This window comes from Burkholderia sp. S-53, assembly GCF_025560745.1.
Classification (GTDB): domain Bacteria; phylum Pseudomonadota; class Gammaproteobacteria; order Burkholderiales; family Burkholderiaceae; genus Burkholderia; species Burkholderia pyrrocinia.
In genome coordinates, this window is the sequence record NZ_CP090484.1 from 634,220 (window position 1) to 657,596 (window position 23,377).

Below are 23,377 nucleotides of genomic sequence, written 5' to 3' on the forward strand. Positions count from 1 at the left end.
TGCGCGTATCCGCGCGTCGGCGGACAGGCTCCATCGCAGGCAGGGATTCGACAGTTTTCCGGACGAGCAACTGCAGCGATGTGCTTCACGCACTCGATCTGAAGCGTCATGTTTTTTTCTTTCGCGAGACGAGGTTCTACGGTTCGTTTGGCCAGAACGAATCCATTTCGGCTGATGCGACGAGTATGCGCTGAATCACGATCCGCTTGCCTCACGCAATCCGGATCGGCCGGCTTATCATTGACCGGCCCGCCACTCTCCGCCGAGTCCAACGTGAACGCCCATCTGCGCATTGCCCGCCCGGTCGGCAACCTCGCCAGAACCGAGCGCATGTATCGCGACGCCCTCGAATTGTCGGTACTCGCGCGCTTCGAAGATCACGACGGCTTCTCCGGCGTGATGCTTGGACGCGAGGGACTCGACTACCATTTCGAATTCACGCACTGTCCGGACCATCCGATCGCGCCGTCCCCGACACCCGAAGACCTGATCGTGTTCTACCTGCCGGATCGCCCGGAATGGGAGGCCGCCTGCGAGCGCGCGGCCGCGCACGGTTTCATGCCCGTGACGTCGTTCAATCCGTACTGGGAGATATCGGGGCAGACATTCGAGGATGCCGACGGCTACCGGATCGTGCTGCAGAACGGTACGTGGCGCTGACGGGCCGATGCGCGTGCGCCGTTACGCACCGATGTTGCCGCCGGGATGCGCGACATACACGACGTGTCGCCGCAGCGCATGCCCTTCCGGCAACGCGGGATGATCGAAATCGCGCGCGGGCTCGGGCTGCATGCCGAGCCGCTGCATCACATGTTGCGATCGCAGGTTGGTGTCGGCTGTCCACGCGAAGATCTCGCCGAGCCCGATCCGGTCGAATCCGTCGACCAATGCCGCGGCTGCCGCTTCGGCAACGTAACCATGCCCCCACGCGTGACGCGCCTGCCGCCACATGATTTCGACGCACGGCGCCATCGGATGCGTTGCGCGCACTTCGTGGGACAGGCCGCAAAGCCCGACCAGCATCGCGTCGGCGCGACGCTCGACCGCCCACGTTCCGAAACCGTGCGCTTCGAAATGCGCTTCGAAGCGCGCGATGACATCGCTCGCCTCATCGATGGACATCGGGCCGCGCGCGAGCCAAGCGGTCACGTCCGGGTGCGCATGCATCGCTACAAGTGCATCCGCATCCGTCGGTCGCCAGCGACGCAGCGTCAGGCGTTCGGTTTCGATCGTCGATGGCGTGGACATGGGTGATGCGGATCTACGGGTGACGACGCAACGCAGGTAACGTCACGAACCGGGACGCAGAATGGATGGGGGGAAATCGCGATCGTCGCGTGTCGGCCCGCGACGATCGGAAGAACCAACAGCGAGAAACGGGCGCCAGTGCGCCCGCCGTGATTACTCGTTTTCCTCGAAGTAATGTCCGAACTTCGTCTGCTTCGTGCGGATATAACGCTCGTTTTCCTCACGCACGGGCACCGCCAGCGCGACGCGCTCGCAGACGGGAATTCCGTGCTTCACGAGCGTATCGAACTTCTTCGGGTTGTTGCTCATCAGTCGCACCGACGTCACGCCGAGGATCCGGAGGATCGCCGCGGCCGAGTCGTATTCGCGGGCATCGTCCGGCAGGCCGAGGTCGAGGTTCGCCTCGACGGTGTCGCGCCCCTGCTCCTGCAGCGCGTATGCGCGAATCTTGTTGCTCAGGCCGATCCCGCGACCTTCATGGCCGCGCAGATACAACAGCACGCCGCGGTCTTCCGCCGCGATGTAGCGCAATGCGAGATCGAGCTGCTCGCCGCAATCGCAGCGGTACGAGCCGAACACGTCACCGGTCAGGCATTCGGAATGCAGCCGCGTCAGCACGGACTGCTCGCCGGTCACGTCGCCCATCACGAGCGCGAGATGTTCGGCATCGCTGCCCGATACGCGGAATGCGTATGACGTGAACGTACCGTAGCGCGTAGGCAGCGACGCGGTGGCGACGAGCGTCACGCACTCGTCGGCCTGGCCATTGCCCGGCGTGGGCGAATCTGTTTCTATCATAAGTAGCTGATTTGATTGCGTTATTTCAATCTGCCGCGTAAGTTGTCGCGTAAGTACAACAAGACAGACCATCTTAGGGGGCAGTTTACCGCACTGCCCAATTCTTGATGGTTCACCTGCCAAGCCGCCGCAGAATGCCGCGCGCAACTTCCCGAACCTCTTCCGGGCTGGCGTGTACGGGACTCCATCGGGTCCGCGCGCCCTGCTTTACGACGCCCGCAGCAAGGTCGATTAGGGCCTGTCTGATCGCTGCATGTACCGGCGCGTTCAGCAGGCTAGGAGCGCGCCTAGCAAGCTCAGTCACGATGGCAAGGTCGCGTTGCAGGATCGAAACGATATGCGCCACAAGGTCCGGCCGCTCGCGGGTGGAGCGCTTGATTTGCTCAAGCGGGATCGGGGCGCGAGCGATGGGCGCGAGCGCGTCGGGCGTCAGATGGTCGGTATTCATAGACCAGACAGTTTACCGTGACGACGTTGCCCGTCTTGCTGTCATCCCGAATCTGCCCGCCTGTGTCCCTCAGCTTCGGCCTGTCACATGCTGCTATCCGCTCGCTCCCCACTTCGCGCTAAACTCTACTTCGATGCCGAAGGTTCGGCAAAACAAACAGCAAAGGCGGCTGCGCATCGTTGCGTGCGCGATTCCCGATGGTTACGGGTACCGCCATGCCTCGATGTGGAACGTTGAAAATGGCGATAAACAAAAACTGGAGAGACGAATTCGATGAGTACGCTCATGACAATTTCAAATCGTCTCAAGTTGAATGGGAGAGGCAGCGGCAGGAAAACTCCGTTGATGGATGGATTTATATTGGCGTAAATACACAGAATCTTAATGAGGCCAAGGTTGGAAAAACCACGGGCCATCTTGTAACAAGATCAAGCTGCACGGGTAACCGACACTACACCCTACTTTGCGGGTTCAAAATTCGGGAAGGCGTTAGTTCGCAAACTATTGATGACATAGAAAATGCAACACATCGCATGCTAGAGAGGCAATACGAGCGATTCAATTTTCCCGTATCTGGTCGAAAATCAGAATGGTTTGGAGTCAGTCCGTTCTATGCCCGAGAATTAGTGCATGATTTTCTTTACGAAAATTTCGTCAACCACATGTATTGCTATCACTGCCCAGAGCGAGATGCGGGAGTTATTTATTCTTGGGAGAGTGATTATGTCTTAAACGGGGGCAAAAATGTTCCATATCAGCCACTAGACTTAAGCAATCCTCCCGTTTCGCCTGATTGCCTTATCCCACCCGGTTGCGGCGCAGATTGCAACTGTTGGTAGTAACGAGCAAAACACGAACAACCAAAAAAATTCAAGAAACGAAAGAAGCGGGGAAACCATGAGACTAAAGCTAGTTATTGCAACACTGCCGTTTCTGTTTGGCTGCGCCACACAGCAGGCGTTGATGACGGAAACCACGTCAGGCTATCCGGAAACGACCTTCGAAGGCGCAACGCTCCCGGACGTGCAAAATCTGCTGATTGGCCGATGTTCTACGGCCGGGGCTATGGTGACGGAAACCAATCCGAATATGGTGATTTGCAGTAGGACACTGCAAGGACAGCAAGCCATTCTCGCTCAAATGCTGCTAGGCAATTCGTACAGCACTACTCCGGTTGACCGAATCCGCTTTGTGCTCGACTCGAACGCCTCAGACGTTCACGTGACTGCATACGAATGGGTCGAAACCACAATGCCATTCGGACAAGTCAACCGCGCGGAGCTAACCTCCAATAACTCCCGTAACGCGCTCCAATCGAGCCTAGATCGGCTCAACCGCGAATATGGCTACTCGCATCCGAAAAAAGCCTTTCCGGTCGCTGTAGGTCAAACGTTGCCGGTGACGGCGAAAATCTGCACCTCGTATAACGAAGCTGGACCCGGTAATATTGTGAAGCACTATCAAAAGGGTGATTCGCTTACGATCTTTGAGCGCTCCACAATCTATCTGCGCGTATCTGCTAACGGTGCACCACAAGAGTGGGTCGTAGATGGCGCTTGCACACGCTGAGTGTTAGTAATAGCGATAAATATGAAAAAAATTGTAGTAGCTCTGTCCATACTGTGCATGACTCCGGCATTCGCCAAGACTCTACGCAACGGCGCGGAATGGTCGGGAAGTTGTGCCGAGTTGGCGGCGGAAGCTGAGTTTATGTCTGTTGCACGCCATGCGGGGTATTCGTATGAGCGCGTATACGACAAAATCGAAGCATCGTACACCAATGCAAGCGACCAAACCGCCCTACTCAGCGTCTTGATGTTCTTGCAAAAATCGCCGTGGAACGAAATGACACCGGCGCAATTTTCGGAATTTTCACACAAATGGTGTGAATCAAAACAATAAATTACATACTACGGAGTATTTATGTCAGGCATCACTGTCGTGCTGTGGGAATTCAACCGCAGGTACATTCCGATTTTCAATATCGGAGATTACCGAGGAAAACCCGTCGCGCTCGTTTCGCACCATCGTGATTACGACGATCCTGTCGTAACGGCGTTCGTCACGGACTTTCCTGAGGATTTCGTGGATTCCGATGACAAGCGCATGGCGCTCAGACAGTGGACGCTAGAAGAGGCACGCAAGCGTCAATATTCCGAGCCGGAAGGATCGCCCACACATACGCTGATCAAATCTATCTATGAAGCCATTGTAAGATCGACACGCGTAGAGGTTGACGACCCGTCACAGCTCCCGCTCAGGTACAGGTAAATGGTCTAGCGCCCGACAATCGAACCTGTCAGGCACTACTCCGCCTGCAATATCGAAATGCATCTATTTAGAATCTGCTCATTATTTATAATAACGAGATTCAATTTTTTCCTCGATCTTGTGATATTTTGAAAGAGCATTTTTGCAGGTTGATAGTAAGCTTTCCCCTTATAAATCAGCTTGCCGTCATCATCGTAGGAGAAATACTGGTCAATCGTGACAGCTACGCCGTCAAACTCTTGACCAATTACCTGATGCGATGTTTTGTAGAGGATGCCACCATAGTTTGCATGATGTTCTTTGTTGTACTGCGACGGAGTAAATCTTAAAATCTCCCATTTTTTCTCATCCAACCCATCCAGATAGTTTTTTGCATCCTGCACCGCACTAAAATAATTTATTTCGATGTTATTGCTGTTTGGTATCGGAACGGTTTTTTTGGCAAAGAACAGCATTTTTATAAAAGCGGCCACCTCCTTGTTCGTTCTTATTTTCTCTGACAGAGTGTATTGGACGATTGACGCGATTGAGTTAATCTTCTCACTAATCTCGTCTTTCGCCTCCCCATCCGAAAGAGTTTGAAGTTTATCATGTGAAAATATGCAGAATCCGTTCGTCGCCTTAACCTTCTCGACAATATCCTCAAATTGATTATCCTTGATGCGCTGCGCCTCATCGATAATAATCAAATCATAATTTGCGAAATCACGCTTGCCATAGTCCTTGATTGCCGCGATCTTCCAACCGCTTTGCATCAATTTCATGTGGCCACGATTCAATTGACCGCAATGGATGATAAGCGGTCGTCCATCTGCGCTCTTCACGCGCTTTGCAATATCGTATATGAGTAGAGTTTTCCCCGTCCCTGCGCCACCCATTATGGAAACAAATGTGGGTGCCTTTTTCTCACAAAACGAGTTGATGATTTGGTCCTTTATATCCTCTTGCTGATGTGTCAAAAAATACTGGCCATTGATAAATTTTTCAGTGGAGTTAAACGGGGAAACCAAGAAGTCCGATGGGTTGAATAAATTGTCTGGAATTTCCGCATCATTGACCTCTTGACTAACAAGCAACTTGACCACTTCGTACGCGTCAACCTGCCCCAAATTTTCATCCTCTTGCAAAAAATAAAATTTCTTCGAATCCGCGACAAAAGTGACAGAGTAAGCGGGCCTTCCAATAAACCCCAAATAATATCCGTTCCTCTGAAGTTGTTTTGTGATTTTCTCCTCAGGACAGGACTTCTTTATTTCAATGTTGACGATGAACTCGTTGCCAAATCGCAGCAAATCAAACTCTTTTCCTATCTGGGGAATCTTATAACCGACATAGAATTTATCGAAGATTCCCGTGCCTTTAGCAAGAGCACCCAAAACCCCTACGAGCACGCGAAGGTCTTCAATTTCTGCAGCCTTGATTTCTATCCCGTAGTGCTGCAAAAAACCCTTGAAACCTTCCGCAGACAACGATTTGTTTGCCTGCAACAAGGACTGGACGTTTATGCGCTTTGACATTTCTATTTTCATCCGCAAAAGGTGGCTTCAAAGCAATTGAATGAAGCTGCTCAAGTCAGACAAATATCCCCGAATCACTGCTGAGACAACCGTTATAGATCATCAAGATCTGCTACCCCGTTTGCACTCACCATCCACTTCAGCACTTGGTCCGCCGTTACGTAATTTGTAAGAAATCTATCGAATGCGTGAAACAAATCGACCGTTGAAACCAATGAGATACCGAACTGCTTCGCGCGTGCAACAACGTTGTTCGGAAATATCGGCCGGTCGTTTGTGTCCCGCTGATCGGGATGAAGTTCTCGCCACGCGTTACCAAAAAGAATTCCCTTTCCATCCACGCCTTCGTCCTCCTCGTATTTCAGCACATAGTCCTGCACTTGGCGCAGGTGTGCCATCGAAATACTTTTCGATACACCCTTACACTCGGCCAGATAAACACCACTATTCCAGTGCATGACAAACTCCTCCTGTGAATAACGCGCAGGACGAATTTCGGCCCCTAGACGAGAAAGACATTCGGCGACCAAATCCTCTAGCTCAAAACTCGAAACGTAAAGGAGGCGTTTATAATGCTCGATGCCAGCCTTTACCTCATTTTCTTTATTGACTTCGGCTTTCAATCTATCGATTTCTTCTTCAATGCGCAAAATCCGATCATCAATCGGCTTCACGGATTCCATCGACATTCGATCGAGCCATTCCGGTGCACCCTCTCGTTGCTGAATCCCCAAAATATCGGTCAGGGCTGCCGCTATAATTTGCCTCTCTTCTTGGTCGGGGAAATATGGAAGAGTCGTGATTGACCCCGGCCAAATATGCTCGCCCCCATTCTGCTTCCTTGAGAAGCAGAGCCATTTCCCCGCAATAATCTCCCCTGCTCGATTGGTTGCGTGCGCTTCACAACCAAACTGTAAAGTGGCACGCCCTCCAGCCAATGCAAGATTTAACACATGCGAATTTCCGTGGGGATGCTGCTGATATACGCTCTCCCAAGACTTTAATTTTCCGAACAACTCAGGAAATTCTTTATCCTTCAAATCTATTGTGTCACCCTTGCGCCTCAGTTGCATCAATGGCATAGGGCACCACACGAAAGGTTGATTGTCAGACGCGGCCTCTCCGCCGAGCACAAAAATATCCCCGTTCGTACTCAGAAATTCCGCCAATTTATGCTGAATTCTAAACTGAATCTCTCCCCCGATCTCCTCGATGCTCCCTCTATTCAGAGTCGGCATATATAGAACGACAATATGAAAATCGAGAATATTCTCGTTAAGGAACTCATGCCAATCAATACATTTGACATGATCATATCGACGAGCCCCCACCAAAACCGCTTTCTTATTATTCACAGGCCCCTCTTCTCCGATGCTCAAGTGCTCCGCAACAATCGTGTTGCGCCGGTCAGACAGACTCTCTACGCCCCGATGTTTACCGCGTGTCGCTTTTTTCAGAAAATTTAACATTATGTTTAGTAGCAGTTAAGTAGCGCATGCTGCCGTTTTCGGAATCGTCCGTCTATATTGCCACACCAATCAACCTCGACGTCGTTTGCAGCGCGTCCCTATCGGGGAACCAATGACGCCCCATCTCAGGCTTATACGACAAGCCTCATCGGCGAATTTGGCGTAAGCGAAATCACGTAGGCTCCGCCACCATATCTTTCGCCGGATATAGCTGGAGCATGGCACGCGCGGCCTCAACATTCTTCGTATGTAGCCACTCGTCGTAGTCCTCCGGCCGCAAGATCACCACGGAGCGCTTTTCGTCATTCGGCTTATGCATGCGGGACATGACTGGATGCCGGTCCGCGTTGACGGTCAACATGGACATACCAATCAACGATCGCCCGTCCTGATCTTCGTAGCGCTTCCATATCCCGGCCACGCAGTACGGACGCCAATCAGCAAGGCCGATCCGATGCCACACGTTCTTACCAGTCTCGTAACACGGTTCGTATATCCACTGTGCCGGGATCAAGCATCGCTGCCCCTCCCGCCATGCTTTCCCGTATAGACGCGACTCTCCGACCGATTCAGTCCGGGCGTTCATTGTGTCGAGCTTGCGGCGTTTCTTCCCCTTTTCGTCCACGCGCTCTGGCTGCATGAACTTCGGCCAGAAGCCAAACACGGCTTTGACGACGCCTAAGCCGTCCCCGGCCGCGTAGGCAATGGGTGCGGCGTAGTCCGGGTAGACGTGCAGCTCCCACGGATCGCGGCGGTACAGGTCGCCAATGCCAATCTTCAGTTCATTGATGCCGGGGTCTTCGTCGGGAGCCTTGTAGTTAGTGCACACGGTCCACTCCTTTCACGTTGTCCCGTCAATCAATGCGCGGGGCACTGTCCGGGGAAAACATAGGATACGTTCGCACCTCGGTAGTATTTCAAAGACCCGTTACCGGTGCGACCTTCTGGCACGAATGCTATTTCGATACGCTCTCGACCAATGGACCACTTAGTCGCAACGCCCAAGATATAGCCGCCGCCGGGGCCGCTCCACGGCTGTTGCCTGACCTCGATAGTCGGCTGACTGCCGTATCTTGCGACCATATCGCGCAGTTGCTGTACATACTCCGTATCGAAGTCCAGTTCCCGTGTGTACGCGATAAGCCGCCCATTGCAGAACGAGAAGTTTGCAGGACCAAGCTCCGTTACCTTGCCGTCCGGGCCGTAGTGGGCCTCTACGTAGACTCCGGCAACCATGTTGTTAGCGCCAAGCGTCCAGCCCTGCCCACGAACAATAGTAGCTACCTCGTTCACACTCATTCCGGTTCGGAAGCCGTCCACGTCGAACGCAGACGCCGACATTGACGCCGTGGCAATCAGCACGGCAAGAATTGATTTATTCATGTTCACCCCGTTTGCCGCTGATGCATCGGTTGCCCCACCTACATCGCGCCCCGTTTCCAAGACTTGACCACATAGTAGCGCGGAATATACTGTACATCCATACAGTACTTAGGGGGTGAATCGTGGAACCGCTCTGGGAATACCGCTGGGCGTACGTCGATTCGTACTACGGCGTGATTGAGTGCAAATTCTGGATGACGGATTGGGAAGCGGAGCGCTGGCACGCGTTCGGGAAGGAAGGGACAAGGCGTATGGATGAAACGCGGAGGGATCGGCATTTGCAGCCAAAGACTAGCGAGCAAACACACGCCTACGCATCGGCCCCAGCAGGAACGGACCCGTTGCCCGAGTTCGTATCTCCGGACACGGGCACATTGCGCGGCTGGTGGAAGCACCCTGAACGGGTTGACGGCGCGGACGTGCGACGAATGGTCTTGGAGGTGATTGCACTTCGGAGACTCCTAAGCGCGAGCGTCAAGGTGGCCTCCGAATCACGCGAGGTCTAGTTGCTTATTATCGTATTTGATGCCTCAGCACTGCCGAGGGCAGCAAAGTTGCGCAAGTGACGCACAACGTCACCGACATCGGCAGGATCAAGAAAGGTCACAAGCGCGGAAAAATGGTACCGGAGAATTTGGCATGCGGTACCCAACCTCGACGTGCAGCGCCTGTAGTTTTGACAGTGTGCGGCGCACAAGGTCACTGTCATCGGCAACATAGTCAACGTGATCGGCGCATTCGTGGTCCGTAGCCAGGAATGAATACGAGGCGGGCCTAGGAGCCGTGCCGCTCGGCGATTCCCAGCCTACCACGCTATCCCAAGCCGCCGAGCGCAGTTGTCGAGAATTACGAACTTCATACGTAGAGTTCGTGAAAAAAAATTAGAAAGGGTTTAGGATGAATTCATGTAGCAGCTAGCACCGCTACATAAAGCGAAGCCGCCAAACTCCTGCCCGAGTCGGCGGCTTGTTCAAACCTAAGTAAGGAGGTGCACATGCACCCGCTTCATCCATCGTTCTTGTACTTCGCAATCGCTGTGAACTACATGATCTTGGCGTGGCTTCATCTGCGGTAGGCAGATTAGGGCGAAAGCTGTGAGAGGTGGATCGCCCTAGGCCAAGTATCGTTGCAAGATTTTCTTGTAACGACGCTTGCAGTCTAGCACTGTGATGCTAGGCGTCAAGTGAACTAAACGGGCCTGCGAAGTTTGGGCCCTTGGCGAATCGCGCCTGTGCGTGATGAGCCCCGGCCGCTCACCTAGAAATAGGTGGCGGCTTTGTCACGTCTGCACTCTCGTCAGCGCTTCATCGGGCCTACACACCCAGAGGTAAGGACTCCTTTATGTCCAACCCCGTAGCTTGCTTTGACTTATTCCGCGATCAGGAACCGGTCGCGGTTCTTTGCTTCTTTGATCCAAGCAGGCGCACGACCGCGACCGCTCCACGTTTCACCGGTCTTGGGGTTGTGGTACTTCGCGGCAACCGGTGCAGCAGCCTTGCGCTTGCCTGCGCGTTGACGGCCAAAGATTTGATCGGCCGTGATGCCGTACTCCGCTACCTTTTCCCGAATGTCAGCAATCACCGACGCCAATTCAGCGACACGTGCTGCTTCGGTTTCCTGCTCAAGCTTCGCGAGCTGTTCCTTTAGATCCTTGTAATTCTTCGTTGCCATAGACCGACCTCCACTAAGTTGTTGGTCGCGAAGTGCGACAGGCGGATTATGTCACCTATCGAGGCACGGGAACAGATGCACGGATAAAGATGCATTCCATAACAAGGATAAGCAACCTAGTTTTACGCAATTTTAGCTTATCCAAAGCTACGGAATACGTCATGAAGCACATCACCCTGTCGGCAGACGATATCAAAAGTCTGCGTGAAGAATTCACATACGAACCAAACACGGGCGCGCTCACCCGCAAGGGAAATCCCGTCAAATCCAAACAATTCAATATCCACGCGAACGGCAAGAAACGCGCAATCCAAACCGGTCGCCTCGTCTATGCCCTACACATGGGCGAAGACGTTCCAGAATATTCCGTTGTCGCGCACAATAATAAAGACAAGTACGACCGGCGATGGGAAAACCTTGCCGTTCTGAAATACTCACAATTGGACAAGTCAAACCAAAAAACGAAACAACCGCTCGCCCCACACTACCATTTCCTGCACGAATGCTTTGAGTATCAGCCCGACACCGGGCGGCTAATCTGGCGTAACAGACCGCTCCATCACTTCAAAACAGCCTCAGCACAAAAGGCATTCAATAACAAGCTCGCCGGGAAGCCTGCCGGAACCATCAATACCCGAGACGGACGCCGTATCGTGCATATGGTGTCAGGCCAAAGAGAGATTCACGCCTATACAAGTCTGATCATTTGGGTAATGCACTACGGCACCGACGCGCCCCACGGGATGCTGATCGACCATGCAGACAGGAACCCACTGAATGACAGGCTCGATAACCTACGCCTAGCAACCGAAGGCGACAATACGGCAAACCACAGTCGAAAACCCGGCAAATCAGGCGTTCGGGGCGTCAATGAAACGGAATGGGGCTATCAGGCACAAATTAAGCTGAACCGCAAGGGCGAACCCAAAGTATCCGAATCGAAGTCTTTCAGAACGCTCGAACAGGCCACGCTATGGCGTCAACAGAAAGAAAGACAACATTTCGGGGAATTCGCCGTCTTGGGGATCAACCTGAACAACCCGCCAAACAACAAATAATTCCAAGCAATCACGTGTTTTACGTGAGTTCACATCAATTTTAGAAGTGAACCGCCGTACCGACAGAGAATATCAATAATAACGTCGATTTACGGCAACGCGTTCGCCCGGTCATCGCGTCGTGCTGAGGCACGTTCAAAACCGGGCACCAACAACGTATCACAGAGGTTTTATATGGCTGGATCACCCATCAAACGAGCCAAGCTAGAGGAACTGGACGCCCAAGAGGAACTGATCTTTGCGTTAATCGAAGACGGTAAAAGCCTGCTCGAAGTCGCCACCAAGGCCGGTTGCTCACGATCCTTCCTCATGAAATGGCTTAGGTTTCGCGTAACGCAAGCTATCGTAAGAAGTCAGGCACTAATTGATGGCAGCCAGGCGGACCAATGGGGACAATATTTCTTGCCGGTCCCGCACGATTACCTATCGATGCAGAATAACCGCGCACTTGATCTACCGCCGCCTGCACGCATCGATTTGGTTACGCAAACTCAAATGAATGATTTGCGGCAAGTAGTTACACAGAATGGACCGCCACAGTACTACAGCATTGTTGGCGAAACGATGGAGCTATTGCCAGCCCCGGCGGTCGGACAGACGTTCACTATGCAGATGGTGTATTACGCGAAAGTTCCGCCTCTTGGGCCGAACAATCAAACCAATTGGTTACTTCGCTGGTTCCCGAACGTCTATCTATATGGCGCCCTACTCCATTCTGCACCCTATCTCAAAGATGATGAACGGATCGCGGTATGGAAAAGCTACTACAACGAGCTTGCTGAACAGATTACGGCGGCTGATGGTCGCGCGCAATTCAGCGGTTCCACAATGAAAATGCGGACGCGTCGCGCTTACCTTGCGGGCCTCTAACAGCGCTGCGCAACGCAGGAATCACGCCGACTATCGGTCAGATGCTTGGCCCCGTTGCTTCGAACCTCGAACAGAAGGCTACGAGCCTGCCGCTTGTCGGGAACCTGATTAACTCGGGTCGTCAGCAAGCCGTGCAGCAATTCAACCGTGCGGTTGGTAACGATGCGCTCGCCCCTATTGGCGAAACGTTGCCGAATAATGTTCGCGCGGGTGCCGACATGGTGCAGCACGTGCAGCAGACGATTGGACAGCGTTATCAAGATATCGCCCGCAACGGCCGTGTAGTGATGGATACGCCACTACAGAACGATATCGCGACATTGCAAGCTGGAATTACACAAGACGCGCCAGCCTTGGCAGGACGTTTTAACAATATCGTCAACAGCCAATTGACCGGAAAGAATGGCGGCAATCTGACGGGCGATCAATGGGCGAATACGCGCTCAATGATTAACCAACAGATTCGCAATCACAGCGGATTCAATGCGAGCAGTGATGATCGCGTCATGGCTGACTATCTCCAACAGCTTCAAGATTCGATCACGTCAAACGCTGAACACTACAGCGCTCAGTCGGTACAGCAGCAATTGGCACAGGCTAACGCTGCGTGGGCGCGGTATAAGGCATTGGAAAAGGCGGCAGGCATGAAAGGCGCACAGGCCGCTGATAACGTCTTTACGCCCAATCAATACCTGAGTGCGTCGCGCGCGGGTCAGACGGCAGCACAGCGCGCCACGTCGTCAAGCGGTCAAGGTTTCCCGGCGCAGAACTTGGCACAAACTGCACAGTCCGTTTTGGGTAATACCGTACCTGACAGCGGCACGGCTGGCCGCTTGGGTGTAATGGACTTGCTGGCGGGTGGTGGTGCTTTGGCGAACCCCGCCACGGCCGTTAAGGTCGGTGCGCTGGCGCTTCCATACGCTCCGGGCGTTCGAAATCTTGTCCCGGCACTGGTTGGAAGCCGTCCGGCCGCAGTGCGAGCCGCTGCGCCAGTCGCGCGGCGTCTAGGTCCGGTTGTTGGTGGGATGCTTGGCATGAACGGCGCACAGCAGCCTCAACAGGATCAAGGCGCGCTAAGTGGATTGTTGAGCTATTGAGAAAGCCCCCGGCCTGTGAAGGTTCGGGGGCTTTTCTTTTACACGCAATCAGCACAATTAAAACAAAGGCAGTCTTGCCCGAATCCAATCCCACGTGGTGGGGGGAATCGTAAGCAACTGCATCACATCACTGCTTGAGCTATCGTAATAGACGATTCCGCCAACACCATCTACCAATTCTCGCTCAGTTGCCGAATTTACGTAGTAGGAAAAATAGCGTTGAGCGCGCAATTCTCCGGACCCATCGAAAAGCTGGAATCTCACTTCATGTCCGTTGCGAATATCTGCGCCACACAATTTTGCATAATATTCGACGCCCTCAAATTCTTTTTTGCCTCCATTCAGTTCTTTTTCAAAGAAATCACAGCGATCATACTTTGGCCTAGCCAAATGGACGGAAAAGCCAACCAGCAAAAACGCAAGAGCGGCTAACCCAACGAGTCTGACGGCGCTAATCTGCATATTTCACCAAGTTTTATTTCAATGGGCTTCTTCAGCTTCAGATAAACGGGTTTCGAATATATCATAAAATCGCCGCCCCTATGGTGCTTGGCGCGCCACCGGTTGTAGTCTGAGTTGTAGACCGGATAGAACACGTCAGGCTCTTTGAACTTCCCGAATAGACTTTTTCTCGTGTCTACGGGTTTGTTGATGCTTTTTACCCAAATATCCGCGTCAGTGTCACGTTTGGGCGAACTGGACTCCGCCCCACTGATCACCGGTCCCGGCGCGATGATCACACCATGCTTGTTCCAGTGACCCAAATATTGAATGCCGTTAAACGAGTAATTATCCTTGACGTAAACGTACACATGCGTAATTTTTGCAACAGCGTTCTGGCAATATAAATTGCTCGTCTTTTCATACCGATAATATTTCTCACCGGCAATTTCTATGTTGCCTATGGCTGCGTATATGTTGAAGTTCGCCAATGCCCCCGTAAGATCGGTTGGCGTGAGGTTTTCCAGCGTATCCCAATTTCCGATCGAGGCAAGCTGAAATTGCCAATCGATATGGAACTGAAGGATATCAGACAAATATTGAGTCGTATTGATATTGAGATTAGCCCCTCGATCCTCTGAGAACATTTTGTTTACTTTTGCAAGAATTTTTGTTCTTGCTTCAACCATAGCGGCGTCTCGATATATATCCTCGGCAAGAAGCTTTTCATACTTCCTCCGGACACTTCCAAATTTCAGCGTCCAGTCTAGGGTTACGCTGTCATTGTCTATTGGCTGAACCGACTTAGCATTATCATTGTAAATGTGCTCAGGACTCGCGAACCAAAGGCGTGCGAGCTTAGCGGATACTTTCCAGCCCAAGTTATCCATCGCAATAGGAACGTCCTGCAAATCAAAAGGCGGCGGATTCTCGCAAACTTCGGCCTCGGCTTGCTTGGGTGGTTCTTGGGTCTTCGGCTGTTGCTTTGGCGGCGGTGCCTCAGGTTGCTTCTGAGCTTTGGGCGGCTCCGCGACTGGCTTTGGTGGCGGCGGAGGGGGTGGCGGAGGTTTTTCGCCCGGAGCGAGCCTATCGATTGATACCGTCTTTTGAGTCTCAAGCGGGATGCATCCTTGTGCGCCCTCGTACTTCTTCAACTCTGGCCCTAGCAAACCTTTTTGCGGTTTATAGTAAGGAATCTTTTTTACGTCAGCCATAGATAGTTTTCTTCGAAAAGCAACCAATTATTTCTTCACCGGCAACAATCGACGCGCATTGATTTCGAGTACTCGCGATCTGACCACGCGGCGCAGCCCTATGGCACTGTAGCGCACATACGCAATCCTGTGAAGATTGAGCGAATTTCGGAAACTATCTTTCGTATTCGTCCTAGTTTCTTCCCGCCATCCACGGGAATTTGAAAGGCACCGTGCTTAAATCCTCACGAGGATAATACACGGGGTCTTGAATCAGTTTGCGCATATAGGCAACCGGATACTCAACCGACCTGATATTTTTTCCAAACTGCCTCCAAAGATCACCCAAGCGTGTGCCCTCTGCAAGAATACCCGCTTGGACGGATGCGCGTACTTCGCCCATGAGTTTGCAAATAGTCTCAGGGTAGATACGCTTACCCGGCTCTACCTCAAGCATCAGCATATCGCGCAGTTCGTTCGGAATTACCGGGGCCTTGGGTTCACGTTTGCGACGGGAAGCGTTCGCGATTCCCGTAGTGTTGTCCATCGGTGTATTCTGGCTCTGAGATACTTTCCAGTTGTTTCCAGAATTTGAACACGCTTCGTCTTGCTGGACGCTGGTTTGCTGCGATTTATCCGTATCGGATTGACCCTCATCCGCCGGATTAATCAGACCAAGCGCGAGCGCGCATTCTTCCGTCAGAAACGCATATACACGCCCATAGATGCCCCGCTGTTCATTGCGAGTCACAAGCCCCGCATCCGTCAATTCATTGAGCGCGGCGCAAATGGTGGTGCGACCATAGCGGGATTGTTCGCCAATACGTTCGCGACGTTTCAGGATCGGCCCAAGCGGATCGCGCTTATCGACGGCCAGAACAAGAATTTCTAAGACCTTGACGGCCTTACGGGAGAGATTGGCGAACTTCTCATGAAGAAGAATATTCGAAACAGCGTTTGCGACGAGATAAGGGAGTTTGACAGCCATAGGTCTTAAAATGCATCCCGAAATAGGATTATTCCGGTCAAGGAACAGGGAGCATACATACACCCCCTTTCCCTGTAAAGCTCGCCTAGGTCTGTTAAATGCACCCGTGAATATATGATGTGAAATCTAAAAAATCCGTTAAAGAATCTCAATACGATTAATTCTGTCCTGCCCTTCCTTCGTCAAGTGACCGTAATTTTTGTCTACGTGCTTAGCCGACGTTCCAGTAAATTTCGATACGTCGTGGATGGGCACGCCTTGCGTAAGAAGTTCGCTGATGAAACTGTGTCGCGCGAAGTACAAAACGGCTTCTGGCATCCCGGCCTTCTCACGCGCTTTTACGAAACGACTATGCCATGAATCGACGGTCCATTTATTGTGTCGGTCGGTCATAAACAGAAAAGCTTTCCTGTCTCGATCTTTCACTCGCGCATCGAACAATTCTCGCGCCTTCGTTGACAAGGACAATGTGCGGGATTTTGTTTTGCTCGGGCGGAGGGTTAGCGTTCCAGTATGCGGGTTATAGTCTGATACCTGAGCCTTAGCCAATTCTCCCGGTCGGCAACCAAGCAGCATAAGCGCAGTTGCGAACAGGCGCAAATCGTCCGGCATGGCATCTAGTAAGCGCTTGCGTTGCTCAATAGTCAGAAAACCGTCCCTACCCATATCTACCTTTTCGAAGTAGCTAACGACCTTCCATTCCAAATCATTGGTCACCCACTTATTCTTACGGGAGTAATTGAGCGCGGCTTTTAGACTCTTGAGATTGCGGTTAGCTGAATCGCGAGCCTTACGGATATCTTCCTCCCCTACCGCCTCTTTAGTTTGTGCGTCGCGCCACGCCTCGATATGCTTCGACTCCAACAGGGCAAGCATGGTCTTTCCAATCGTCTTACCGTACACCAATCGTTCGAACCGATTCGACGCGTCGTAAGCGCTCTTTGCCCCCTTACGACTCTCCAAATCCTCTACGTACTTCCGACACCCATCCTCTACGGTAAGGGGCGTATCGGGACTGTCGGCTTTCTTCGCGGTGCCTTTGGTTAGTTCGTCTGCCCATTGCTCCACGCGCTTGCGGGCTTCGTCAAATTCGGGCTGTCCGTCGAGGGTGACGTGGTGATAGCGCTTGCCGTGATACAAGCGCCCTACCCACGTGCCCGGACCGACCGATGACGTTCTGTAGCCGACGTGCAAACCGCGCCGAATGGCATCCCAGAACGGTTCATTCTGATGCCGCAACTTTGCGCGTGCGGTTCGTGACCTGATGCTCTCTTTGGACATGCTGCCCCCGTGATGTGTGTATGGGCGCAGTGTAACTTATCGCGTAACTTTCGCGTAAGTTCGACATTTTTAGACCACCTTCAGCGAAGACCCGCCAGACGGCTAGGTCTGCAAAATTCTCCGTTAAATCAAGGTCTTAAAAACGCAAAAAGAGGGATGGGAATCTTCCTAGGATGCTTTCGATTTGCCCGGCGTGGGCGATTGGGGACGCGAAGACATCATGAATTCAATCGAAACGTTCAGGAATATAGGAGTTGTGTGGATAGTGCGTGACGGGAGTTTACCGCTAATCTGGAAACGTCACGCGACTGCCGCCGCCTGCCCGGCTATACTGGGCCCATCGGGTGACGCGCATCACGCCCTGCCTGCCCTGCATCGACCTGCACACGGAGAAAGCGAATGAGCACGACTGTCGCGCAGATTCTCAAGGCCAAGCCGGATTCGGGCCGCACCATCTACACCGTCAGGAAGACCGATCTCGTCTACGACGCCATCAAGCTGATGGCGGAAAAGGGCATCGGCGCGCTGCTGGTTGTAGACGGCGACGACATCGCGGGCATCGTCACCGAGCGCGACTACGCGCGCAAGGTCGTCCTGCAGGACCGTTCGTCGAAAGCCACGCGCGTCGAGGAAATCATGACGGCGAAGGTACGCTACGTCGAACCGTCGCAATCCACCGACGAGTGCATGGCACTGATGACCGAGCACCGGATGCGCCACCTGCCCGTCCTCGACGGCGGCAAGCTGATCGGCCTCATCTCGATCGGCGACCTCGTGAAGAGCGTGATTGCCGATCAGCAGTTCACGATCAGCCAGCTCGAACACTATATCCACGGCACGCCTGCGGTCACGTCCGTCTGACCCGCTCCAGCAAAAAAGGCCCAAACGCGTAAGCGTCTGGGCTGAAAGCCGCCGGAATGCGGCGACGGAGGTTCTGCTCCTGCGGGCGAACGACGCGCGCACATGGCGTGCGTCTCGTCGATTAAGTGGTGCGCTCGGGCAGACCGGGGACGTTCGGTCAGTTGCCGAAGTAGACCGAGTTCACGGGATTCGCTGCTTCCCGCGTCATGCGTCGGCCCGCTTGTCCGGCACCCGTTGCCACCGCACCGTAGCCGCTGGTATCGGCCTGCGCGAGCATCGGCTGGTTCGGCTGGATCCGTTGTTCGGCCGCCTGGATATTGCTCGGATATTGCGAATCGCTCGCCAGCGGCTTGTAGCCGTTCTGTTCGAGTTGCACGAGTTCGGCCTTGACCTGGTCGCGGGTCAGCCCTTGGTCGGACTGCGCAAACGATGCGATCGGAGCGGCAAGGACGGATGCGGCAATGGCTGCGTAGATGATCGACTTCATGATTTACCTCCGGAATATGTCCTGTTTTGACGTCGCCTCGGCAGGACTGTCTGAAGCGATTGAGTCCAGTGTAGTTCTCGTCCATCCGAGGGGAAACCCTTAGTTTGAACATACAGCGTTGTGATTTTGGAAAGAATCACCGACTGTTTCCGAATGGAGCTGCGGCCACTTGCTTCATTCCCACAACAATCGCTGACGAAACACCAACAGCCGGATCACATATGCCGAAAGTTGTGTTGTAGAATCGTAAGGTTTTATTCGCCAATCGATATCCCATCCACCATGTACGCGCTCACGCCCTTTTCGGTTTCGCCGCCCGGCCCCGCCGGCGTGCGCGCGCGCGCCGGTCATCCGGCGCATCCCCTCGCTCGACGCACGGCCCAGGCGCCGCTCGCCCCTGCCCGGCGCCTGATCTGACCGCTCGGTCTCCTCCCGGAGCCAGGTCAGACAGGCTCCGGGCGATCCTCATAGGCACGCCACGCCTGCCCCTGCCGATCATTTGGAGAACTGCCATGAAACAACGCCTTTACCAGTTGACCGAACTCGACGTCGCTCGCCTCGAGAAGCACGCCGAGCACAACCCGCACTTCCAGACGATGCTCGACACGCTGCTCGAGCGCGCCGACATCGTCCAGCCCGACGCCATCAAGGCGAACGTCGTCACGATGAACTCGCAGATCACGCTGCTCGACGAAGCGACCCAGGAACAAGCCACCTGGACGATTGTTTATCCGGACGCCGCCAATCTCGAACTCGGCCGCCTGAACGTCTTCTCGCCCGTCGGCATGGCGCTGCTGGGTACGCAGCGCGGCCAGATGGTCAAGGTGATGCAACCGAGCGGCGCCGAGAAGTTGATGAAAGTCGCCGCAATCGTGTTCCAGCCGGAAGCCAACGGCGAGTACACGCGCTGAGCCGCCGGCCGGCCAGCGCCGCGCCGCAACGGGCGCAGAACGGAAAAAGCGAGGCACAGGCCTCGCTTTTTTGCGTCCGGACAACCCGGATGGTCGTCATCGCAATTCGCACACAAAAAAAAGGCGCCCGAAGGCGCCTTTTTCGATGCTGCGAAGCGGGTTACCCCGCCGTCACGCTTAGAAGCGGTGACGCAGACCAACCGTTGCTGCGGTTTGGTTGATCGACGAGCTCGGCAGGTTGTTGTTGAAGCTGTCGCCGTTGTAGATCGATGCGCCAATGCCGTTCTTCGCTGCACGCTGGTACACAGCTTGTGCGTAGACGTCCGTGCGCTTCGACAGTGCGTAGTCAGCTTGCAGACCGAACTGGTTCCAGTGCGTGCTGCCGTTGTTGATCTTCGCGTTCGTGTACGTGTAAGCAGCACCCAGGCCGAGAGCCGGCGTCAGGTTGTACTTTGCGTTGACTTCGTAGTTGTCGGTGCGCAGCGTGCTCAGACCGACTGCATTGTTGTCGAGACGCGCTTGCGTCCATGCAGCGCCGACTTGCGCCGGGCCGAATGCGTAACCAGCAGCAGCACCGTACGTGCGGACGCGGCCTTGGCTAGCGAGGCCACCGATCGCCGACGACGTCGCGCCGTTTGCGTTCGTACCGTCACCCAGGTTCGCTTGCGAGTATGCGGCAGCCAGCTTCAGACCTTGGAACTGGTATGCAGCACCCGCGCTGTACGCACGGTTGTTGCCGAAGTTCGTGTTGTTCGAGAACGAGTACGTGCCGCCGAATTGCAGGCCAGCGTAGTTCGCGCTCGTGAACTTGATCGTGTTGTTCGATGCGACATCGCCAGTCGTGCTCAGACGGTCAAGGTTCAGCGGGTGCGCGAAGTACGTGCCGCCCCACGAGCCCGTTGCCGTCAGCGGCGCCAGGTAGTCTTGCGTTGCGTCGTATTGCTTACCCAGCGTGACCGTGCCGTACTGGCTCGACAGGCCGACAAACGCTTGACGGTTGAACATGCCGCCGTTGTTGCCCAGCTTGCCGTTACCGATGCCGAAGCCGCTTTCCAACGTGAAGATTGCCTTCAGGCCGCCACCCAGGTCTTCCGAGCCACGCAGGCCGAAACGGCTCTGGTCAATGCCCGAACCCATCGACCAACGCGACTTGCCAGCTTGGCCCAGTGCCGGCTGGACGTTGCTTTGGTAGGTGATGCCTGCGTCCAGCACGCCGTACAGCGTGACGCTGCTTTGCGCGTGAGCGACGGTAGCGAACGATGCTGCAGCTGCTGCAACGATCAGAGTCTTGTTCATTCGTGGAGCTCCCTTCTAAAAAGAGGCAGGTCTCGCGACCTTGTTTCATAAACGGTCTCAACCGCCCGGGAACGCCATCGGTCCTGCTGGCCGCGCCCGGATAGTTGCCCGTTTGGGAACCGTGAGTTTAGGGGTGTACCCTAGGGGCGCGATCCGCAAATAAAGAAATAAGCTTTTCCAGAACTAGAAATAATGAAAGTGGGGCCGAGTTATAAGTATTTGTTTTGATGAGATTTTTTGACCTCTTGACGATGCCTTTTTGGAGGCTTTCATCGCACCATTCTTACATGTCATCGTCTTGACGGTTGCATAGAAACAACAAACGGGTTTGGGCAAACCCCATAAATCAGTAATTTTTACCCAATCCGACCTCGAATACCGGGTTCCAGATCTCTAAAACGGGTCGGCAAGCGGATAAACATCCGGCGGGCCGGATACAGCGCGACGTCGCGCAGCTGCGTGGCATCCCCAAACGGCCCCGTGCGGCGGCAGCGGCCGGCCCGGCCACCAGCCGTGACATGCGGTAACAGGCTTAACCGCCTGTGTAACCCTGCCCGTCGACCGGCAGGCTAATGTAAGGCGAACCCGATTCAAGAATAGGACACGCCATGAATCGACGCTCGTTGTTGCGCGCCATCGGATTGACCGCCGCCTTCGTCGGCACCGGCTGGCTTCGCGCCGCCTCAGCCCAGCCCGCGCCGCCCGTGTACCGGCCGTCCGGCCCGCACCGCGTGCCCGGCGGGCCGCCTTATCCCGAGCGACCGGGCTTCGCGCCGCCGGCCGCCCGGCACGACCGCCGCCCGCCGCCGCCAAGGCCGCATGGCTATATATGGACGGACGGTTACTGGCGCTGGCAGCGCGGCCGCTATATATGGGTGTCCGGCCGCTGGGTCGCACGGCGCCCCGGGCGTCGCTGGGTGCCCGGCTACTGGCGCCGCCAGGGACAGGTGTGGGTCTACGTCGACGGGTCGTGGCGATAGGCGGTTGCCCGGCTCAGGCCAGCGGCAGGCCCGGAGCCGGGCGATGTATACGCATCCGCGCCGCCCGGCCACGGAATCATGGTGCCCGGCAGGCGCGCTCGCGACTGCTGCGCGGGTTGCCCCTCCCGGCAACGATCCCGATCAGCCAAACCGATGCCCGTGCGTTCAATCTGCCAACGTCGATAACCGACAAGCCCGTCGATCTCCGGCGTGCAATCGTGCACCAACCGGATTCCTCCCGGTCTCCTGGCTTGCGCATCGCACGCCACCCAACAGAAGACTGCATGTTTCGCATCGCACTGATACAAGGCCCGCGATTCGGACGTCGTGTCGCAAGCACATTGCCGCATTAACGACGAACACGGCAACGCATTGTCAGGCCTTCCATCCTGGCGAGTTCATTCGGATAACGAAATCACGCGATGCCGATGCAACGCATCGAGCCTCTCTCCATCTGCAACTCACCGCCAATCGACGGAGCTGCGCATGCGTCCCTGCTCAGCGCCCGCCGCCCTCCTGCTCCTGCGCCCGACGGCGCGCGGCGCAGATCGCGCGATGATGCTCGTCGGCCCACCGGATCATCGCGTGCATCGGTGTCAGGAACGAACGCCCGAGGTCGGTCAGCGCATATTCGACGCGCGGCGGCACTTCGGCGAACAGCGTGCGGCTGACGAAACCGTCCTGCTCGAGCCGCTTGAGCGTGCGCGACAGCATCTGGTTCGACACATCGCCGATCGCACGGCCGAGTTCGTTGAAGCGCATCGTCCCGCCGGACAGCGCTTCGAGCACAAGCAGGCTCCACTGGTCGCCGATGCGGTCGAGCACATCGCGGATCGGGCACGGCTGATCGAGTTCGACGGTTTCGTCGGCGGACGGGAACGGCATGACTGGATTCTCTTTCACGGGCAACACACGGTCACCGCGGTGTGACCTGTTCACACCGCGGTGACTTCTTGTGACGGGTTCGCGGCAACTGTACCATTCGATCGACCCGGCAGCCGCACGTACGCATTGACCAGTTCAACGAAGCATGACGACGCAGCCCGTCGTCGCAACGTCACCCGCCGTGACGGCACCGGATTCGCAACGCACGCTGCGTGTCGATACGG

At 54.8% G+C, this 23,377-nt stretch carries 26 protein-coding genes; 11 read left to right on the forward strand and 15 right to left on the reverse strand.

From position 1 onward, the window contains the following. The first annotated feature begins 273 nt into the window (after positions 1 to 273). Entirely contained in the window at positions 274 to 660 is a 387-nt protein-coding gene (locus LXM88_RS25015) for a VOC family protein (RefSeq protein WP_262545186.1), read from the forward strand. A 21-nt stretch (positions 661 to 681) separates the two neighbouring features. Here the strand turns inward: LXM88_RS25015 and LXM88_RS25020 are convergent, their stop codons facing one another. The 3 genes from LXM88_RS25020 to LXM88_RS25030 all read right to left on the reverse strand — a co-directional run bounded on the left by LXM88_RS25020 (position 682) and on the right by LXM88_RS25030 (position 2,494). Next, positions 682 to 1,248, reverse strand: a complete 567-nt coding sequence (locus tag LXM88_RS25020) for a GNAT family N-acetyltransferase (RefSeq protein ID WP_262545187.1) — start codon at positions 1,246 to 1,248, stop codon at positions 682 to 684. Between the two features lie 153 nt (positions 1,249 to 1,401). After that, on the reverse strand, positions 1,402 to 2,046 hold the full coding sequence (gene ribA, locus LXM88_RS25025) for a GTP cyclohydrolase II (RefSeq protein WP_262545188.1): 645 nt from the start codon (positions 2,044 to 2,046) through the stop codon (positions 1,402 to 1,404). Between the two features lie 112 nt (positions 2,047 to 2,158). Continuing rightward, entirely contained in the window at positions 2,159 to 2,494 is a 336-nt protein-coding gene (locus tag LXM88_RS25030) for a hypothetical protein (RefSeq protein ID WP_262545189.1), read from the reverse strand. 197 nt (positions 2,495 to 2,691) lie between these two features. Between LXM88_RS25030 and LXM88_RS25035 the strand changes: the two genes are divergently transcribed. From LXM88_RS25035 to LXM88_RS25050, 4 genes are read left to right on the forward strand one after another with little or no spacing between them, the layout of a single operon-like run. Continuing rightward, positions 2,692 to 3,333: a GIY-YIG nuclease family protein gene (locus LXM88_RS25035; RefSeq protein WP_262545191.1), complete on the forward strand. Its 642-nt coding sequence runs from the start codon at positions 2,692 to 2,694 to the stop codon at positions 3,331 to 3,333. Between the two features lie 58 nt (positions 3,334 to 3,391). Continuing rightward, the gene (locus tag LXM88_RS25040; protein WP_262545192.1) at positions 3,392 to 4,063 is read left to right on the forward strand and encodes a hypothetical protein; all 672 of its coding nucleotides are present in this window, start codon (positions 3,392 to 3,394) and stop codon (positions 4,061 to 4,063) included. Positions 4,064 to 4,120: 57 nt separating this feature from the next. Beyond that, on the forward strand, positions 4,121 to 4,396 hold the full coding sequence (locus LXM88_RS25045) for a hypothetical protein (protein ID WP_262545193.1): 276 nt from the start codon (positions 4,121 to 4,123) through the stop codon (positions 4,394 to 4,396). 21 nt (positions 4,397 to 4,417) lie between these two features. Further along, positions 4,418 to 4,765 (forward strand): hypothetical protein, encoded by a 348-nt coding sequence (locus tag LXM88_RS25050; RefSeq protein ID WP_262545194.1) that lies wholly within the window; start codon positions 4,418 to 4,420, stop codon positions 4,763 to 4,765. Positions 4,766 to 4,800: 35 nt separating this feature from the next. On the opposite strand, the gene LXM88_RS25055 is transcribed toward LXM88_RS25050, so the two are convergent. From LXM88_RS25055 to LXM88_RS25075, 5 genes are all read right to left on the reverse strand, one after another. Continuing rightward, positions 4,801 to 6,282, reverse strand: coding sequence for a DNA/RNA helicase domain-containing protein (locus LXM88_RS25055; protein WP_262545195.1), 1,482 nt, complete (start codon positions 6,280 to 6,282; stop codon positions 4,801 to 4,803). Between the two features lie 92 nt (positions 6,283 to 6,374). Beyond that, entirely contained in the window at positions 6,375 to 7,637 is a 1,263-nt protein-coding gene (locus LXM88_RS25060) for a hypothetical protein (protein WP_262545196.1), read from the reverse strand. Positions 7,638 to 7,923: 286 nt separating this feature from the next. Continuing rightward, positions 7,924 to 8,580 carry an SOS response-associated peptidase gene (locus tag LXM88_RS25065; RefSeq protein ID WP_262545197.1) on the reverse strand — a complete coding sequence of 219 codons (657 nt, stop codon included), beginning with the start codon at positions 8,578 to 8,580 and terminating at the stop codon, positions 7,924 to 7,926. A 29-nt stretch (positions 8,581 to 8,609) separates the two neighbouring features. Then, complete coding sequence (locus LXM88_RS25070) at positions 8,610 to 9,134, reverse strand: hypothetical protein (RefSeq protein WP_262545199.1); 525 nt, start codon at positions 9,132 to 9,134, stop codon at positions 8,610 to 8,612. 1,368 nt (positions 9,135 to 10,502) lie between these two features. After that, positions 10,503 to 10,805, reverse strand: coding sequence for an H-NS histone family protein (locus tag LXM88_RS25075; RefSeq protein WP_262545200.1), 303 nt, complete (start codon positions 10,803 to 10,805; stop codon positions 10,503 to 10,505). A 161-nt stretch (positions 10,806 to 10,966) separates the two neighbouring features. On the opposite strand from LXM88_RS25075, the gene LXM88_RS25080 reads away from it, so the two are divergent. The 3 genes from LXM88_RS25080 to LXM88_RS25090 all read left to right on the forward strand — a co-directional run bounded on the left by LXM88_RS25080 (position 10,967) and on the right by LXM88_RS25090 (position 13,830). Continuing rightward, positions 10,967 to 11,863 (forward strand): HNH endonuclease signature motif containing protein, encoded by an 897-nt coding sequence (locus LXM88_RS25080; protein ID WP_262545201.1) that lies wholly within the window; start codon positions 10,967 to 10,969, stop codon positions 11,861 to 11,863. Positions 11,864 to 12,037: 174 nt separating this feature from the next. Next, positions 12,038 to 12,733, forward strand: a complete 696-nt coding sequence (locus tag LXM88_RS25085; protein ID WP_262545202.1) for a phage adaptor protein — start codon at positions 12,038 to 12,040, stop codon at positions 12,731 to 12,733. Positions 12,734 to 12,774: 41 nt separating this feature from the next. Continuing rightward, entirely contained in the window at positions 12,775 to 13,830 is a 1,056-nt protein-coding gene (locus LXM88_RS25090) for a hypothetical protein (RefSeq protein WP_262545203.1), read from the forward strand. 57 nt (positions 13,831 to 13,887) lie between these two features. Here LXM88_RS25090 and LXM88_RS25095 read toward each other — a convergent pair whose 3' ends face one another. The 4 genes from LXM88_RS25095 to LXM88_RS25110 all read right to left on the reverse strand — a co-directional run bounded on the left by LXM88_RS25095 (position 13,888) and on the right by LXM88_RS25110 (position 17,733). Next, positions 13,888 to 14,292 (reverse strand): hypothetical protein, encoded by a 405-nt coding sequence (locus tag LXM88_RS25095; RefSeq protein WP_262545204.1) that lies wholly within the window; start codon positions 14,290 to 14,292, stop codon positions 13,888 to 13,890. Continuing rightward, positions 14,259 to 15,485, reverse strand: a complete 1,227-nt coding sequence (locus tag LXM88_RS25100; protein ID WP_262545205.1) for a DUF6402 family protein — start codon at positions 15,483 to 15,485, stop codon at positions 14,259 to 14,261. The genes LXM88_RS25095 and LXM88_RS25100 overlap by 34 nt, the downstream gene beginning before the upstream one ends. A gap of 172 nt (positions 15,486 to 15,657) precedes the next feature. Beyond that, positions 15,658 to 16,452 carry a hypothetical protein gene (locus LXM88_RS25105; RefSeq protein WP_262545207.1) on the reverse strand — a complete coding sequence of 265 codons (795 nt, stop codon included), beginning with the start codon at positions 16,450 to 16,452 and terminating at the stop codon, positions 15,658 to 15,660. A gap of 138 nt (positions 16,453 to 16,590) precedes the next feature. Beyond that, positions 16,591 to 17,733 carry a tyrosine-type recombinase/integrase gene (locus tag LXM88_RS25110; RefSeq protein WP_262545209.1) on the reverse strand — a complete coding sequence of 381 codons (1,143 nt, stop codon included), beginning with the start codon at positions 17,731 to 17,733 and terminating at the stop codon, positions 16,591 to 16,593. Between the two features lie 399 nt (positions 17,734 to 18,132). Between LXM88_RS25110 and LXM88_RS25115 the strand changes: the two genes are divergently transcribed. After that, positions 18,133 to 18,594, forward strand: a complete 462-nt coding sequence (locus tag LXM88_RS25115) for a CBS domain-containing protein (RefSeq protein ID WP_069748607.1) — start codon at positions 18,133 to 18,135, stop codon at positions 18,592 to 18,594. A gap of 157 nt (positions 18,595 to 18,751) precedes the next feature. On the opposite strand, the gene LXM88_RS25120 is transcribed toward LXM88_RS25115, so the two are convergent. After that, a complete protein-coding gene (locus tag LXM88_RS25120; protein WP_262545213.1) occupies positions 18,752 to 19,081 on the reverse strand; it encodes a DUF4148 domain-containing protein in 330 nt (109 codons plus the stop codon). Positions 19,082 to 19,593: 512 nt separating this feature from the next. Between LXM88_RS25120 and LXM88_RS25125 the strand changes: the two genes are divergently transcribed. Next, entirely contained in the window at positions 19,594 to 19,992 is a 399-nt protein-coding gene (locus tag LXM88_RS25125) for a GreA/GreB family elongation factor (protein ID WP_262545215.1), read from the forward strand. Between the two features lie 177 nt (positions 19,993 to 20,169). On the opposite strand, the gene LXM88_RS25130 is transcribed toward LXM88_RS25125, so the two are convergent. Continuing rightward, a complete protein-coding gene (locus tag LXM88_RS25130; RefSeq protein ID WP_262545217.1) occupies positions 20,170 to 21,288 on the reverse strand; it encodes a porin in 1,119 nt (372 codons plus the stop codon). A 608-nt stretch (positions 21,289 to 21,896) separates the two neighbouring features. Between LXM88_RS25130 and LXM88_RS25135 the strand changes: the two genes are divergently transcribed. Then, positions 21,897 to 22,268: a hypothetical protein gene (locus LXM88_RS25135; RefSeq protein WP_262545219.1), complete on the forward strand. Its 372-nt coding sequence runs from the start codon at positions 21,897 to 21,899 to the stop codon at positions 22,266 to 22,268. A gap of 498 nt (positions 22,269 to 22,766) precedes the next feature. On the opposite strand, the gene LXM88_RS25140 is transcribed toward LXM88_RS25135, so the two are convergent. Beyond that, a complete protein-coding gene (locus LXM88_RS25140) occupies positions 22,767 to 23,153 on the reverse strand; it encodes a winged helix-turn-helix transcriptional regulator (protein WP_262545220.1) in 387 nt (128 codons plus the stop codon). Positions 23,154 to 23,377: the final 224 nt, after the last annotated feature.